We start from the raw sequence: 14,290 nt of genomic DNA, 5'->3' as shown, positions 1-14,290 counted from the left end.
TCGGCGGACTTACCTTCACCGTTATAGGGTCGCCTGTATGTACGCGATCACCATCCGTGAGCCCGGCGATCCCGATGTTCTCGAATGGACCGAGGTCCCGGATCCGGTGGCGGGTGAAGGCGAAGTCGTCATCGAGGTCGCCGCGAGTGCGGTCAACCGGGCTGACCTGCTGCAACGCCAGGGAAACTATCCGCCTCCGCCGGGTGCGAGCGACATTCTCGGGCTCGAATGTTCGGGCACGATCGCCGAAATCGGCGAAGGCGTCGAAGGATGGCGAATCGGCGACGAGGTTTGTGCTTTGCTCGCCGGTGGCGGCTACGGGGAAAAGGTCGCCGTCCCGGCCAGACAACTGCTTCCGCTGCCCGCCGAAGTCGAATTGCTCGCGGCCGCCGGACTGCCCGAAGTCGCGTGCACGGTTTGGGCGAATGTCGTCATGCACGCCGGTCTGTCCGAGGGTGAGGTCCTGCTCGTCCACGGTGGCGCCGGCGGGATCGGCACGCACGCGATCCAGGTCGCCAAGGCGCTCGGCGCGACGGTGGCGGTGACCGCGGGTTCGGACGAGCGGCTGGAGAGCTGCCGCCAGCTCGGCGCCGACCTCGCGATCAACTACAAGAAGCAGGACTTCGTCGAGGTCCTGCGCGCCGAGACCGGCGGCGCGAACGTCGTCCTCGACAACATCGGCGCCAAGTACCTCGATCGCAACATCGACGCGCTGGCCATGGACGGCAGGCTCGTGGTCATCGGCATGATGGGCGGGGTCAAGGGCGAGCTCAACCTCGGCAAGCTGATGGGCAAACGCGCGAGCGTGTTCGGCGCCGGCCTGCGGTCGCGGCCGCTGGACCAGAAGGCGGCGATCGTCGCCGACGTCCGCGAGCGGCTGTGGCCGTTGGTCGAGCAGGGTTCGGTCAAGCCGATCGTCGGTCAGGTCGTCGCGATGGCCGAGGCCGCTTCGGCGCACCGCGCGCTGGAGGAAGGCACGGTCTTCGGCAAGGTTCTCCTCGCCGCCAAGGGCTAGCGGATCTCTTCCAGCACCCGGACGAGCTGATTGACCTCGAAGACGTTCGAGTAATGCGCGAGTCCGATGCGGACGGCGCCGCCGACTTCGGCGGCGCCGAGCGAGCCGAAGACCCCGCTCGTGCCGTCGTCGGCGAAGGCGCAAAGCCCCTGGGACGCGAGATACTCCGCGACCTCGGGCGACTTCTTGCCCGCGACGGCGAAGGCCAGCGCGGGGATCCGGCGCATGGCGTCGCCGATGACCATCACGTGCCGCAGCGAACGCAGCTCCGTGGACAGTTGCGCCAGCAGTCCCGCGTGGTACGACTTCGCCGAGCCCAGCGACGTCACCAGCTTCTCGCGCCGCGAGCCGATCGCCGCGTCGTCCAAACCGGCCAGATAGTCGATCGACGCGATCAGCCCGGCGAGCAGCGGGTACGCGTGCGGGCCCAGTTCCATCCGGGCCGGGCCGCGCGCGGCCGGGTCGAGCGAGACCGACGGCAGGCGTTCGAGTAGTTCGGGATCGCGGAAGACCAGCGCCCCCACCGACGGCCCGCCCCAGGCCTGCGCCGAAACCACCATCACGTCAGCGCCGAGCGCGTTGAGGTCCAGCGGCACGAACGGCGCCGCGTACGTCGCGTCGACGACGACCAGCGCGCCGACGCGTTTGGCGAACTCGATCACCGTCGGGACGTCGGGCCGAGTGCCGACCGAACCGGACGCGAGCGTGACCGCGACGGCCTTGGTGCGCGCGGAGACGAGGTTCTCGTACTGCCAGGCGGGCAGCTCGCAGGTCTCGATGTCGATCTCGCCCCAGCGCACGACCGCGCCGACGCGTTTCGCGGCGCGGCGCCACGGCGCGAGGTTGGCCTCTTCGTCCAACCTGGACACGACGACCTCGTCGCCGATCGTCCAGCGGTCGGCCATCGCGTCGACGAGACGGCGGATGAGGTCGGGCGCGTTGGGTCCGAGCACGACTCCGGCCGGGTCGGCGCCGACCAGGTCGGCGACCGCCCGGCGAGCGGCCGTGACAATGCTTTCCGCACGCTGGGAGGCCGGAAACGCTCCACCCGGCCCGGACACCGGAGCGCGCATGGCCGTGGATACGGCCGAAGCGACCTGTTCAGGTACGAGCATTCCGGCGGCGCCGTCGAAGTGAATCCAGCCGTCACCCAGCGCGGGAAACAACCCACGGATACGAGCGACGTCGAACGCCATGGGGGACACCGTACGGACGTGCGGTTTGGCGCTTTACCCGGGGTTGGCCAGCCGACCACGCGGTGCGACGATTCCCGCTACGCTCGGAGACGGCGCCGAAAACCACACTGCGCTTCGTGCCCGACGTAGGCCAGGATGGAGCACATGACCGACCCAGTTTCCCGCGAATCGAACACCCCCGGTGACGGCGGCGGGGACTCCTCACCCCACGTGGTGGTCGTCGGGCCCGACGGCGTCCCGGTCGGCACCGCCCGGCTCGCCTCCGGTTCCGACTCCGGCGAGGGGGCGCAGGAGGAATCGCTCGGCGACCTCGTCGAAGAGCCCGCCAAGGTGATGCGGATCGGCACGATGATCAAGCAGCTGCTGGAGGAGGTCCGCGCCGCGCCGCTGGACGACGCCAGCCGCACGCGCGTGCGCGAGATCCACCAGACCTCGATCCGGGAGCTGGAGCAGGCGCTGGCACCGGAGCTCCAGAACGAGCTGGAGCGGCTGGTGCGGCCGTTCACCGAGAACTCGACGCCGTCCGATGCCGAGCTGCGGATCGCGCAGGCCCAGCTGGTCGGCTGGCTGGAAGGGCTGTTCAGCGGCATCCAGACCGCGTTGTTCGCGCAGCAGATGGCCGCGCGGGTGCAGCTGGAGCAGATGCGGCGGGGGCTCCCGGCCGGTCCTTCCGCTGGTGGCGCGTTGGGCGGCCACGGTGCGGGCGGCGACGCTCACGGGCCGGGCCAGTACCTCTGACACGCGCTATCCCGAGTGTCATGAAAGGGTCGTTCAGGACGTTTTTCGTCCTGAACGACCCTTTCATGACATCCGCCCCCTGCCCGGAACACGGCACCCCGGTGGGCACAGTGGACTTCGGCGGCTCGGCGCCCCAGGCAGGAGCGGGTGCGGCGTAGATCCGCGAAGACGAGTTCGCCGTGCCGCGAGTCCGAAAAGGAGTCAAACCCGGTACTCCGGGTGAGCCCATTCCGTCATCAGCTCGGCGACCTCGGCAACGTCTTCTTCATCGTGGTCTCGTCCCTCGTCGCGGAGGGACTTCATGAGGTCAAGGAGCTCTTGATACAGCTCCTCATGAGGAGTCCGCTCGAGTTCCTCGATGAGCAGCGGACGGCACTTGTCGTAGTGCTTTTCCGCGATGATCTCCATCAGCCGCTCTCGGAAGTCCTTGCTCACAGTCATGGCGTCCCTTCGCGACGAGCGTTTTCCACGCGGTCCACACCTCTACCGTCCGCCGCTACAGGCGATGTTCAGGCGGAACCCAATCCGACATCAGATCCGCGACGTCTTCGAGCAGCTCCTGATACAGATTCTCCCGTGAGACGCCCCGTTCGAGCTCCGCTGCCAGCAAGGGACGGATCTCGAAGATGCTCCTTCCCTCGGCGACCTCCGCCAGAAGTTCGAGCCGAAACCCGCACTGATGTCCATGGCGTCAGCCAAGCCTCTCGATGGCGTCCAGCACGCGGTCCACACCCCGGCCGTCCACGACGGACGACGCCGTCTCCGAGAACCGACGCCGCGTCTCCGCGTCGCTCAACAACGTCCGCAGCGTCTCGACGACGTCGTCGTCCAGAGCCGCCGCGCTCCCCAGCCCAGCCGCGAGCCCGAGGCCCAGCGCGCCCCGGTAGCCCGTCTCCTGATTGTCGACCAGCTTCACTACGCCCGTAGGCACACCGAGACAGCACAGCTCCAGCAGCGTGACCCCGGCCGCGCTCACCGCTACGTCCGTCTCCACCAGCAGGTCGAGCAGGCCGGGGCCAGGCGGCTGAACACGGAACTCCTGCCCGGGCAGCGCTTCAGGTACGACAGGTTCGCCGCGCACGAGCACGTCGGCGACGAACGGCAGCCCCGTGTCGCGCAACGCGTACAGCAGCGCGCTGACCGTGCTCGCCCATTCGGTCCCGCCGCCGAGCACCACGGTCACGTGCGGCCGCACGGCCTCTTCGCGGCCGTGGCGCTTTTCGCGCGCGGCCCGGACGACGTCTCGCATCGGCGCGTAGGCCACGCCCCTGAGCAACTCGCCGGAGCCGTCGTCGGGCCGCGGCGCGGGTGCGAAACCACAGTCGACGACGAGGTCCGCCGCGCGCCTGCCGAACACGTCGTCCTCGACGGACACCAGCAGCGCTCCCGCGCGATTCACTTCTTCGCGCAGCTCACCGAGGCCGTAGTGATCGACGACCACCACGTCGAAACCGTCGAACGGCGCGGACGGCACCACCGGCACGGCCAGCTCGCCGAACCGCGCGGCCAGCCATTCGGCGTTGTCCACCCGGCCCGAAAAAACGACCTCCCAGCCCCGCGCGACCGCGCGTTCGGCGTAGGCGACCATGCGCGAGACGTGGCCCGCGCCGATCGTCCCGGAGGCATCGGCCCGCAGCACCAGCCTCGTCACCGGGCCACCTTCTTCTGTTCGACGTGCCGATTGAGCGTCGCGAGCTCGGGCCGAGAGCGCAGCACCGCGGCCACCTCACGCCAGTCTCCGACGCGATCCCCCAGTTCCGCCACGACGCCTTCGATGACCGACCAGTCTTCGACGGTGTCCAGGGTCACGCGGAGGTCGTCGGCGGGTGGGCTGACCACGACACCGGAGCACGAGTACGTCTCCGGCCGCGAGTAGATACCCGAAGTGACGTGTTCCCGGTCGGCGCCGCGGGCGGTCTCGACCTGCTCAGCCAGCACTTCCGCGCGCACGAGTTCCGCGTCGAAGCCTCGGGGCAGCGTGCGCACGAGGGTCGTGCTCAGGTAGTCCAGCGACGGCGTCGCCCGCCACAGCGTGACGAGCTGCCCGATCAGCTCCGGGTCCAGCAGCGGGCAGTCGGCGGTGAGCCGCACCACGGCGTCGGCCGGGTACGACTCGACGGCCACCGCGAAGCGCGCCAGGACGTCGTCGAGCGGCCCCCTGGCGACCAGGGCGCCGTGCCGGGCGGCCTCCTCCGCCACCGCGTCGTCATCGGCCTCGGTCGAGGTCGCGACCACGACGTTGTCGATTCCGGGCGAACTCGCGGCGGCGCGGACGACCCAGCCGAGCACACTCCGGCCGGCCAGCGGGCGGAGCACCTTGCCAGGCAGCCGGGTCGACGACGCGCGTGCCTGGATGACGGCGTTGACCACGTGGGCCCCGGGGTCTGGATCCATGGGTGACATGATGTCCTGCGGCAGTAGCACCGAAACGCGGAGGTCAACGATGTCCGAGCTGGATGGCTCCAGCATCCTGCTCACCGGCGGGACCGGTTCGTTCGGCAAGGCGTTCATCACCTACGCCCTGGCCGAGCTGAACCCGCGACGGTTGGTCGTGCTCTCCCGCGACGAGCTCAAGCAGTACGAAGCGCGCCAGCAGTTCGGCGACGACCCGAGGCTGCGCTGGTTCATCGGCGACATCCGGGACCGCCGCCGCCTCGAGCGCGCGATGCACGGCGTCGACTACGTGGTGCACGCCGCCGCCCTCAAACAGGTCGACACGGGCGAGTACAACCCGTTCGAATTCGTGCAGACCAACGTCGTCGGTTCGCAGAACGTCATCGAGGCCGCGATCGACACGGGTGTGAAGAAGGTCGTCGCGCTTTCCACGGACAAGGCGTCCAGCCCGATCAACCTCTACGGCGCCACGAAACTGTGCGCCGACCGGATGTTCATCAGCGCGAACCACTACGCCGCGACACATCCGACCAGGTTCTCCGTGGTCCGCTACGGCAACGTGATGGGCTCGCGCGGCAGCGTGATCCCGTTCTTCCGCGCGCTCGCGGCCAAGGGTGAGTCACTGCCGATCACGCACAAGGAGATGACCCGCTTCTGGATCACGCTCCCGCAGGCCGTGCAGTTCGTGGTCGACTCCTTCGACCAGATGAACGGCGGCGAGCTCTACGTGCCGCGGATCCCCAGCATGCGGCTGGTGGAGCTCGCGCAGGCCATCGCGCCCGGTTCGCCGATGCACGAGGTCGGCATCCGGCCCGGAGAGAAGCTGCACGAAGAGATGATCGCCCCCGACGACGCCCGCCGGACCGTGCGCTTGAGCGACCGGTACGTCGTCCAACCGCATATCGCGGGCTGGGGCTACGAACCGCCGTCGGACGGCGAAGCCGTGCCGGAGAACTTCGCGTACCGCTCGGACACCAACGACCTGTGGCTCGACGCGGACGAGCTGCGCAGCCTGGTCGAGCAGTATGGCTGACTTCCTCCCCTACGGCCGCCAGTCGGTTTCGGACGACGACATCGCCGCGGTCACCGAGGTGCTGCGCGGCGACTGGCTGACGACCGGTCCCGCCGTCACGCGCTTCGAGTCCGACCTCGCCGAGCACACCGGCGGCACGCCCGCGGTAGCCGTCACCTCGGGCACGGCCGCGCTGCACGTCGCGTACGCGGCAGCCGGGATCGGCCCCGGGGACGAGGTCGTCACCTCGCCGATGACGTTCGTCGCCACCGCCGCGACGGCCGCGCTGCTCGGCGGCAAGGTCGTTTTCGCCGACGTCGAAGCGGACACCGGCAACCTCGATCCGGCGGCGGCTTCGGCGGCCGTCACGCCGCGGACCAAGGTCGTCGCGGCCGTGGACTACGCCGGTCACCCGGCGGAGCTGGACGAACTCGGCCGTATCGCGCGCGACAACGGCGCGCTGCTCCTGGAGGACGCGGCGCATTCCGTCGGCGGAAGCTGGCAGGGCAGGCCGGTCGGCTCACTCGCCGACCTCACCACGTTCTCCTTCTTCCCCACCAAGAACCTCACCACGGCCGAAGGTGGCGCGGTGGTCGCCGGTTCGGACGAGCTGCTGGCGCGGGCTCGAGATTTCCGCAACCACGGACTGGTGCGGGACAAAGCCGCGCAGCGGTATCCGGACGAAGGCGCGTGGCACCAGGAAGTGCACGGGTTCGGCCTCAACTACCGGCTGCCGGATGTGTTGTGCGCCTTGGGAAGCAGCCAGCTCCGTCGACTCGCCGAGTTCAAGAAGCGGCGCGCGGAGATCCACGCTCGTTACACCGCCGCACTGTCCTCTTTGGACGGCATACTGACTCCCGCCGTACGCGACGGCGCGGACCCGGTTTGGCACCTGTACCCGCTTCGAGTCCTCGAAGGACGTCGCCGCGCGCTGTTCGATCACCTGCGCGCCAAGGGAATCGGCGTGCAGGTCAACTACATTCCCGCGTACTGGCACCCGGTGTTCGAGGACCTCGGGTACCAGCGCGGGATGTGCCCGAACGCGGAGCTGTACTACAGCCAGGAAATTTCGCTGCCGCTGTTCCCGGCGTTGACCGACGCCGACGCGGACCGCGTCATCGACGAGGTCCACGGCTTCTTCGGCTAGACCTGCTCGGGGGCGGGGCTCATCCCTTCGAAACGAATCGTTTCGAAGGGATCGTCTTCATCCACGAACAGCCTGACGAAGCCGTCCGTGGTGAAGTTCCCGCGAAGCCACTCGAGGATGAGATCGGTGAGCCGTCCGTCGAGTGGCGGCCCTTGGTCGTTGTGGCGTGGGTAGACGATGACCGGCCACTCGTCCGGCTCGCCGATCGTGAGCCACCCGATTTCGTCACCACCCTGGGTGTCGACGACGGGAAGGAACCCGCCAGGTTCCGGCCACACCGCGAGCGGCTGATAGTCGGGGAAGTCGTCACGAAGGTCGCGATAGTTGTACAACGACTCCTCCACCGCCTTGGCCAATCCACGATGGTCCGAGCGAAGAGGCGCTGGAAAGTGGAGCCAATCGGCGAAAAGTCCGTAGCCGTATCGCTCCATCAAGGCGACGAACTCGGTGGGCAACCGCGTGCCCAGCCGCTCGAAGAGTTCGTCCCACGAACCCTCGCCGAGGTAGGGCGCCTCCGGAGGAGGAACCAACTCACACAAGGCGTCCAACCCGGTCCCTTGGGTGAACGCGGCGAGCCTTCGCGGATCCGGAGCGGGCTTCGGTCCAGGAGGTGGTGGCACGGCCCAGGAACGGGCCTTCAGATAGTCGGAGCGCCGTTCGACCGTCGGCGCCAATGGCCCCAAGGTGGCATCGGAGAGCCGGACTCCGGTCCGGACGATGGCGATCAGCGCCTCCTCGAAGGGCATTTCCAAGTCGAACCAAGGGTTCTTTCCCCGCTCGAGCGCTCTCTACCCGAAGACCACGACCGGCCAGTGCTCGGGATCGTCCGAAGCGCCGGTATCCCAGAACAAATGCTCCGAGAAAGTGGTGCTTCCCCAGACGAGCAGACCACCCGGCTTCGGATGGAATCTGGGCCTGTCGTCGATGGGAAGATCCATCGACAGCGCGCCGCAGAGCTTGTGCGAGTGAGCGAGTTCGCCCGCGTAGTCGAAGCGATCGTCACGGGCGACGGGAGCTTTCAGCCAGAGACGCCCGCCGACGAACACCGGGCCATAGACGTCGACCAAGGCCTTGTAGGAACTCGGCAGGCGCAGCCCAAGCCAGGCTTCGACACCGGGCCAGTCGACGGGGATCGGATCGGGAGGCGGTGGGCCGAGCAGTTCGGCGAACGAGATGGTCACCGCGCGATGGTGCCGGCCCACCCCGACAATTCCGTTAGATCAGTCCCCAGGTGAGCGCGGTGCCCTTCGGGACGTCGGAGGCGAACGTGCGGCCGAGCACGTTCACGATCTCGGCGGGCGCCAGACCGCCGGCGGGCCGGATCGACCGGACGTTCTCCCGCGTCACCGTGTCCCCGGCGCGCACGTCCTCGACGACGTAAAGGGAGCGCCGGAACCGCAGGCCTTCCTTCTCGCTCGCACGCGGCCCGATCACCGCGGCGCCCAGCGCCTCCCACGCGCGATGTGACTCGGTCACCAACGCGGCCAGTTCGGCGGGCTCCAGCGAGAATTCCGAGTCGACGCCGCCGTCGTTCCTGGCCAGCGTCACGTGCTTTTCGATGGCGACGGCGCCGAGCGCGACGGCGGCGAGCGGGGCGCCGATGCCGGGCGTGTGGTCGGACAGGCCGACGAGTGTCCCGGTCACGCCCGCCAGGACGGGCAGGCCACGCAGGTTGCTCTCGGCGGGCGACGCCGGGTAGCTGGCCGTGCAGCCGAGCACGACGATCTGCTCGTTGCCAGCCTCGCGCGCTGTCCGGACCGCCGCGTCGATCTCGGCGACACTGGCCATCCCGGTCGAGATGATCAGCGGTTTGCCGGTCTTCGCGCACAGTTCGATCAGCGGCAGGTCGACGATCTCCGACGACGCGATCTTGTACGCGGGCGCGTCCAGCGACTCCAGCAGGTCGACGGCGGTGGGGTCGAACGGGCTGGAAAAGATCTCGAGACCGCGGGCGCGGGCACGCTCGAACAGCGGCTCGTGCCACTCCCACGGTGTGTGGGCGCGCTCGTAAAGCTTGTAGAGGTTCTCGCCGCCCCACAGCGAATGTGAGTCGCCGATCCGGAAGTCCGGCGTGTCCACGTCGATGGTGATCGTGTCCGGCCGGTAGGTCTGGAGTTTGACCGCCTGCGCGCCCGTTCCGGCGATCGCGTCGACGATCTCCAGCGCCCGGCCGAGATCACCGTTGTGGTTACCGGACATTTCGGCGATCACGAACGGCGGGTGCGCCGCCGAGAGGACATGTGCGCCGATGCGCACCTCGCTGGCGGTCATCGGGGTGGGACTACCTCTTCTTCCTGGTCCGGCGGTCGGCGGCGCGCAATTCGGTCCAGACGACCTCGCGCGGCTCGCCGTCGACCTCTCGAACATACCTGCGTGTTTCGGTGAAGCCGAATCGCTTGTGCAGTTGCAGGACCTGCCGGTTGTCCGCGAGCGTCGCGCCACCCAGCAGGTTCAGGCCGAGAACGTCGAAGCCGTAGTCGACGGCCGCGCCCTCCAGCTTCAGCCAGGCGGGGAGGGTGTCCCTGCCGAGCCCCTCGACGTCCAGGTAGAAGTGCCATTCCGCACTACCGGCCTCGACGTCGATGTCGCTGAACAGCACGACACCGGCGGGCACGCCACCGTGCCGGTAGACGAGCACGCGACGGCTCGGGTCGGCCCGGACCGCGTCGAACCAGCGACGGTGTTCTTCGGCACCGATCTCGTGCGTGGTGAAACTGACCCGGCGGACCGACGGGTGGTTGCGCCACCGCCGGATCCGGTCGAGATCGTCTTCCCCGGCTTCGACCAGCAGGCCGGTCATTCGCCTGCCGGGACGGTGATGGTCTCTTCGAGACGGCGCAGCCGGTCCTCGTACCGGGCGATCCCGGCGAGCCGGACCCGGATCTGGGCGTGCTGGCGCTGGATCTCCTGGATCAGGCTGCGCGCCTCGGCCAGTTCGGGCTTGTCTGCGTGCGCCGGCAGCGACAGCGACTCGCGCAGGTCCTCCAGCTGGGCCTCCTGGGCCGCGACGCTCGGGATCAGGCGGTCCAGCTCGGCGCGGGTCCAGCGCAGGTCGCCGCGCGCGTGCTCGAGGCCTCCCTCGGCGCCGTCGAGCCGACGGCGGTGGTCCGCGGTGGCGTGTTCGAGGTCGTTGACGCGGCCGTTGAGGTCGCGGAGCCGCTCGTCGATCCGGAAGTCGATGAGCCTGGCGATCCGGCTGATCACGCCGCTGCGGAGTTTCTGCACTGCCATGGGTGGTTCCTTCTCGGGGTGAGCTGGCTGCGATTCAGCGCAGGAGTTCGGTTTCGCCGGTCTTCGTCCAGGAGTCGAGCAGCCTGCCCTCGGCGGCGATCCGGTGCTCGGGTCCGACGATGCAGGAGTCGCCGGCGGCGTGCTCCCAGTGGGTCTGGGCCGGGTCGTCGATGAACGAGAACCCGGACAGGACCAGGTTGGCGTGCGGGAAAGACGTGCGCGCGATCCAGGCGGCGAGCGTCCCGGTGGTCGACCACAGGCCCTCCTCGCGGCTCGGCAGGCCGAGCGCGTCCGAGAGCGGCAGGACGACCTCGCGGTTCGGCACTGGCACGTAACCGAGGTCACCGGGCCACCAGCCCGGGATGTCTTCGGGCTCCCAGTGCATCCGCCCCGGCTCGACCAGCAGGTAGAGCCGTTTGCGGTAGTCACGGAAGACGTGCTTGGTGGCGCGGACGGCGCGGTTGAACACGACGACGTGCACCCGGCTGCCGACGGCTTCGGGTCCGCCCGGTTCGTCCACGACGAAGCCGTTGACCCGGATCACCAGGTCGCAGGCGTCGATGGCCTTCGCCCGCCGGGAGTCCGGCGGAAGCGGCTGGTTCCCGACCACGGCCACCGAACGGGGCTCCGGCCGGTCGGCGTATGCGGCGAGCAGATTGACCATCAGGCTCGCGTCGCCGAGTGCAGCAGTCATGAGGGCAGAAAATACCAGGACACGCACCGCATTCGAGTGCGAAGCCGTCGGTAGCTTTCCGTGGTCGGGCGGGGTGGCCCAGGCACCATCGGCTCCATCGGTACCCTCGTTCCCGTGCATGCCACCAGCACGGTTCACGCCGCCGACGGTGCTGCGCCGACCTCGGTTCCGCCGATTTCGGACAGCAAGACCTTCTCGCGCGCGTTCGCCGACATCAAGACCGGGTTCGCCGCCAAAGAGCTGTGGGGACACCTCGGCTGGCAGGACATCAAGCAGCGTTATCGCCGCTCGGTGATCGGCCCGTTCTGGATCACCATCAGCCAGGGCATCATCGCGCTGGGCCTCGGACTGCTGTATTCACAGTTGTTCGCTCTGCCGACAGCGACGTTCCTGCCCTACATCAGCACCGGCTTCATCATCTGGGGCTTCATCAGCGGCTGCCTGTCCGAGGGCATGGAGACCTTCATCTCCAACGAAGGGCTGATCAAACAGCTCCCGGCCCCGCTCTCGGTGTACGTCCTCCGCACGGTGTGGCGGCAGACGCTGATGCTGGCGCACAACCTGATCGTCTACGTCATCGTGGTCGCGATCTTCTTCACCAGCCTGGACCAGCCGTATGCGATGAGCGGCGAATGCGTCGGGCAGGTCCTGTGCCACCCCGGCATCGGCTGGTACTCACTGAGCGCGATCCCCGGCATCCTGGTGCTCGCACTGAACGCCGGCTGGGTCACCCTGCTCCTGGGCATCATCTCGACTCGCTACCGCGACATCCCGCAGGTGATCAACTCGCTCATCCAGCTGCTCTTCTACATGACGCCGATCGTGTGGCCGATCGACCAGCTGATGGCAGGCGGTGCCCGTGACAGCATTTCGGGAGCCTTGCCGTTCGTCTACGCCAACCCGCTCTTCCACTTCATCCAGATCGTGCGTGCGCCGCTGATCGGACAAGCGGTCAGCATCAACAGCTGGTACGTGGTGCTCGGCATCACAGTCGTCGGCTGGGGCCTCGCCCTGGTCGCGATGCGTAATTACCGTTCCCGCGTCTCTTATTGGGTGTGACAGATGGTCAGCATTGATGTGCACAACGCCTACGTCGACTTCCCCATCTTCGACGCGAAGACCCGCTCCATGAAAAAGAAGGTGCTGGGCAAGGTCGGCGGCAAGATCGGCACCGAGAGCAAGGTGCCGATCATCGAGGCCCTGCATGACGTGAGTCTCCAGCTCCGCGAAGGTGACCGTGTCGGCCTCGTCGGTCACAACGGTGCCGGGAAGTCGACCCTGCTGCGCCTGCTGTCCGGCATCTACGAGCCCACCCGAGGTTCGGCGAGGATCTCCGGCAAGATCGCACCGGTCTTCGACCTGGGCATCGGCATGGACCCGGAGATCTCGGGGATGGAGAACATCATCATCCGCGGCCTGTTCCTCGGGATGACCGCGAAGCAGATGGAGTCCCGCGTCGACGACATCGCCGAGTTCACCGAACTCGGCGACTACCTGCAGATGCCACTGCGGACGTACTCGACCGGTATGCGCGTGCGCTTGGCGCTGGGTGTGGTCACCTCGATCGACCCGGAGATCCTGATCCTCGACGAGGGCATCGGCGCGGTCGACGCGGCGTTCCTCAACAAGGCCAAGGACCGGCTGAAGGACCTGGTGAAGCGGTCCGGCATCCTGGTGTTCGCCAGCCACTCGGACGAGTTCCTCTTCGAGCTCTGCGATTCCGCGATCTGGATGGACGAGGGACACGTCAAACAGCGCGGTTCGCTGCGTGACGTGCTCACCGGCTACAAGGGGCGCGACCCGTTCGAGAACATGAGCCAGGAGACACTGGAGCGGTTCGGCATCGAGCCCGAGCCCGAGGCAGTGGCGCTCACGAACGGCGGCCAAGGATGACCAGCGAGACCCGGCAGTTGCCCGAAGGCGCCGTCGTCGGCGTCGTCGTCACGCGCCATCGGCGGGAACTGCTCGCGGACTCGCTCAAGGTGATCGCCGCGCAGACGCGGCCGGTCGACCACCTCGTCGTGGTCGACAACGGGCCGGACAAGTCGGCGCGGGACATCGTCGAGAGCTACCCGCTCCCCTTCACGTACCTGCCTTCGCACCGCAACCTCGGTGGCGCGGGCGGGTTCGCGCTCGGCATGCTGCACGCGCTCTCGCTGGGCGCGGACTGGATCTGGCTGGCCGACGACGACGGCCGTCCCGCCGACGAGAACGTCCTCGCGATCCTGTTGGACGAGGCCGAAAAGCGGGATCTGGCCGAGATCTCCCCCGTGGTGTCCAACATCGACGCGCCGGACAAGCTCGCGTTCCCGTTGCGGCGCGGGCTGACCTGGAAACGTTCGTCGTCGGAACTGGGCGTCGACTTCCTGCCCGGTATCGCCTCGCTGATGAACGGCGCGTTGTTCCGCGCGTCCACTTTGGACGTCGTCGGCGTGCCGGACCTGCGGCTGTTCTTCCGCGGCGACGAGGTCGAACTGCACCGGCGCCTGGTGCGTTCGGGGCTGCCGTTCGGCACGTCGCTCAAGACCGCGTACCTGCACCCGGACGGCTCGGACGAGTTCAAGCCGATGCTGGGCGGCCGGTTCCACGCGCAGGACCCGGAGAACGAGGTCAAGCGCTACTACACCTACCGCAACCGCGGGTACCTGCTGTCGCAGCCGGGAATGCGCAAGATCGGCGCGCTCGAAGTGGTGCGGTTCGGGCTGTACTTCGTCGGGGTGAAGCGGGATCCGAAGGCTTTCTTGCAGTGGCTCAAGCTGGTGCGCCAGGGCCGCAAGGAGAAGTTCTACCGCTACTGAGGCCGTCTCCCCCTTTTGAGATGAAAGGCCCCTTCATGGCAAATTTTGCCATGAAGGGGCCTTTC

At 68.1% G+C, this 14,290-nt stretch carries 17 protein-coding genes; 7 read left to right on the top strand and 10 right to left on the bottom strand.

Features of this window, described 5'->3' with window-relative positions:
• The first annotated feature begins 37 nt into the window (after positions 1-37).
• On the top strand, positions 38-1,015 hold the full coding sequence (locus tag CFP71_RS00095) for an NAD(P)H-quinone oxidoreductase (RefSeq protein WP_093931753.1): 978 nt from the start codon (positions 38-40) through the stop codon (positions 1,013-1,015).
• Here the strand turns inward: CFP71_RS00095 and CFP71_RS00090 are convergent.
• A complete protein-coding gene (locus tag CFP71_RS00090; RefSeq protein WP_005149639.1) occupies positions 1,012-2,211 on the bottom strand; it encodes a cysteine desulfurase-like protein in 1,200 nt (399 codons plus the stop codon). The two genes, CFP71_RS00095 and CFP71_RS00090, sit on opposite strands and share 4 nt — an antisense overlap.
• A gap of 135 nt (positions 2,212-2,346) precedes the next feature.
• Between CFP71_RS00090 and CFP71_RS00085 the strand changes: the two genes are divergently transcribed.
• Positions 2,347-2,949, top strand: a complete 603-nt coding sequence (locus tag CFP71_RS00085) for a bacterial proteasome activator family protein (RefSeq protein WP_093931752.1) — start codon at positions 2,347-2,349, stop codon at positions 2,947-2,949.
• Between the two features lie 201 nt (positions 2,950-3,150).
• Here the strand turns inward: CFP71_RS00085 and CFP71_RS00080 are convergent, their stop codons facing one another.
• The 3 genes from CFP71_RS00080 to CFP71_RS00070 form a co-directional block, all read right to left on the bottom strand.
• Entirely contained in the window at positions 3,151-3,384 is a 234-nt protein-coding gene (locus CFP71_RS00080) for a hypothetical protein (RefSeq protein ID WP_425266585.1), read from the bottom strand.
• A 256-nt stretch (positions 3,385-3,640) separates the two neighbouring features.
• The gene (locus CFP71_RS00075; protein ID WP_093931750.1) at positions 3,641-4,600 is read right to left on the bottom strand and encodes a spore coat protein; all 960 of its coding nucleotides are present in this window, start codon (positions 4,598-4,600) and stop codon (positions 3,641-3,643) included.
• On the bottom strand, positions 4,597-5,343 hold the full coding sequence (locus tag CFP71_RS00070) for a cytidylyltransferase domain-containing protein (protein WP_093931749.1): 747 nt from the start codon (positions 5,341-5,343) through the stop codon (positions 4,597-4,599). Before CFP71_RS00070 ends, CFP71_RS00075 begins: the two co-directional genes overlap by 4 nt.
• 49 nt (positions 5,344-5,392) lie before the next feature.
• Between CFP71_RS00070 and pseB the strand changes: the two genes are divergently transcribed.
• Positions 5,393-6,376, top strand: a complete 984-nt coding sequence (pseB, locus tag CFP71_RS00065; protein WP_093931748.1) for a UDP-N-acetylglucosamine 4,6-dehydratase (inverting) — start codon at positions 5,393-5,395, stop codon at positions 6,374-6,376.
• Positions 6,369-7,502 (top strand): DegT/DnrJ/EryC1/StrS family aminotransferase, encoded by a 1,134-nt coding sequence (locus CFP71_RS00060; protein WP_093931747.1) that lies wholly within the window; start codon positions 6,369-6,371, stop codon positions 7,500-7,502. The genes pseB and CFP71_RS00060 overlap by 8 nt, the downstream gene beginning before the upstream one ends.
• Here CFP71_RS00060 and CFP71_RS00055 read toward each other — a convergent pair.
• Genes CFP71_RS00055 through CFP71_RS00030 form a run of 6 tightly spaced genes read right to left on the bottom strand, consistent with a single transcriptional unit; the run spans position 7,499 to position 11,397 of the window.
• Positions 7,499-8,248, bottom strand: coding sequence for an SMI1/KNR4 family protein (locus CFP71_RS00055; protein WP_093931746.1), 750 nt, complete (start codon positions 8,246-8,248; stop codon positions 7,499-7,501). The two genes, CFP71_RS00060 and CFP71_RS00055, sit on opposite strands and share 4 nt — an antisense overlap.
• A 42-nt stretch (positions 8,249-8,290) precedes the next feature.
• The gene (locus CFP71_RS00050; protein WP_143267001.1) at positions 8,291-8,683 is read right to left on the bottom strand and encodes an SMI1/KNR4 family protein; all 393 of its coding nucleotides are present in this window, start codon (positions 8,681-8,683) and stop codon (positions 8,291-8,293) included.
• A gap of 34 nt (positions 8,684-8,717) precedes the next feature.
• Positions 8,718-9,773 carry a pseudaminic acid synthase gene (gene pseI, locus CFP71_RS00045; RefSeq protein WP_093931744.1) on the bottom strand — a complete coding sequence of 352 codons (1,056 nt, stop codon included), beginning with the start codon at positions 9,771-9,773 and terminating at the stop codon, positions 8,718-8,720.
• 10 nt (positions 9,774-9,783) lie between these two features.
• Entirely contained in the window at positions 9,784-10,302 is a 519-nt protein-coding gene (locus tag CFP71_RS00040; RefSeq protein ID WP_093931743.1) for a GNAT family N-acetyltransferase, read from the bottom strand.
• Entirely contained in the window at positions 10,299-10,733 is a 435-nt protein-coding gene (locus CFP71_RS00035) for a hypothetical protein (RefSeq protein ID WP_093931742.1), read from the bottom strand. The genes CFP71_RS00040 and CFP71_RS00035 overlap by 4 nt, the downstream gene beginning before the upstream one ends.
• Positions 10,734-10,767: 34 nt before the next feature.
• Entirely contained in the window at positions 10,768-11,397 is a 630-nt protein-coding gene (locus CFP71_RS00030) for a glycosyltransferase family 29 protein (RefSeq protein WP_093931741.1), read from the bottom strand.
• Between the two features lie 144 nt (positions 11,398-11,541).
• Between CFP71_RS00030 and wzm the strand changes: the two genes are divergently transcribed.
• From wzm to glfT1, 3 genes are read left to right on the top strand one after another with little or no spacing between them, the layout of a single operon-like run.
• Positions 11,542-12,486 carry a galactan export ABC transporter permease subunit Wzm/RfbD gene (gene wzm / locus CFP71_RS00025; protein ID WP_167405943.1) on the top strand — a complete coding sequence of 315 codons (945 nt, stop codon included), beginning with the start codon at positions 11,542-11,544 and terminating at the stop codon, positions 12,484-12,486.
• A gap of 3 nt (positions 12,487-12,489) precedes the next feature.
• Positions 12,490-13,320: a galactan export ABC transporter ATP-binding subunit Wzt/RfbE gene (gene wzt / locus CFP71_RS00020; RefSeq protein ID WP_093931740.1), complete on the top strand. Its 831-nt coding sequence runs from the start codon at positions 12,490-12,492 to the stop codon at positions 13,318-13,320.
• Positions 13,317-14,225 (top strand): galactofuranosyltransferase GlfT1, encoded by a 909-nt coding sequence (gene glfT1, locus CFP71_RS00015; protein WP_093931739.1) that lies wholly within the window; start codon positions 13,317-13,319, stop codon positions 14,223-14,225. The genes wzt and glfT1 overlap by 4 nt, the downstream gene beginning before the upstream one ends.
• The last annotated feature ends 65 nt before the right edge of the window (positions 14,226-14,290 follow it).

The organism is Amycolatopsis thailandensis, from assembly GCF_002234405.1.
Taxonomy (GTDB): Bacteria; Actinomycetota; Actinomycetes; order Mycobacteriales; family Pseudonocardiaceae; genus Amycolatopsis; species Amycolatopsis thailandensis.
The sequence above is the reverse complement of the archived record's forward strand: the minus strand, read 5'-3'. Positions and strand labels throughout refer to the sequence as shown.

Coding starts and splice junctions, on each gene's coding strand:
- CFP71_RS00095 (WP_093931753.1), top strand. CDS start 38: ATGTACGCGATCACCATCCGTGAGCCCGGCGATCCCGATGTTCTCGAA.
- CFP71_RS00090 (WP_005149639.1), bottom strand. CDS start 2,211: ATGGCGTTCGACGTCGCTCGTATCCGTGGGTTGTTTCCCGCGCTGGGT.
- CFP71_RS00085 (WP_093931752.1), top strand. CDS start 2,347: ATGGAGCACATGACCGACCCAGTTTCCCGCGAATCGAACACCCCCGGT.
- CFP71_RS00070 (WP_093931749.1), bottom strand. CDS start 5,343: ATGGATCCAGACCCCGGGGCCCACGTGGTCAACGCCGTCATCCAGGCA.
- pseB (WP_093931748.1), top strand. CDS start 5,393: ATGTCCGAGCTGGATGGCTCCAGCATCCTGCTCACCGGCGGGACCGGT.
- CFP71_RS00060 (WP_093931747.1), top strand. CDS start 6,369: ATGGCTGACTTCCTCCCCTACGGCCGCCAGTCGGTTTCGGACGACGAC.
- CFP71_RS00055 (WP_093931746.1), bottom strand. CDS start 8,248: ATGCCCTTCGAGGAGGCGCTGATCGCCATCGTCCGGACCGGAGTCCGG.
- pseI (WP_093931744.1), bottom strand. CDS start 9,773: ATGACCGCCAGCGAGGTGCGCATCGGCGCACATGTCCTCTCGGCGGCG.
- CFP71_RS00040 (WP_093931743.1), bottom strand. CDS start 10,302: ATGACCGGCCTGCTGGTCGAAGCCGGGGAAGACGATCTCGACCGGATC.
- CFP71_RS00035 (WP_093931742.1), bottom strand. CDS start 10,733: ATGGCAGTGCAGAAACTCCGCAGCGGCGTGATCAGCCGGATCGCCAGG.
- CFP71_RS00030 (WP_093931741.1), bottom strand. CDS start 11,397: ATGGTCAATCTGCTCGCCGCATACGCCGACCGGCCGGAGCCCCGTTCG.
- wzt (WP_093931740.1), top strand. CDS start 12,490: ATGGTCAGCATTGATGTGCACAACGCCTACGTCGACTTCCCCATCTTC.
- glfT1 (WP_093931739.1), top strand. CDS start 13,317: ATGACCAGCGAGACCCGGCAGTTGCCCGAAGGCGCCGTCGTCGGCGTC.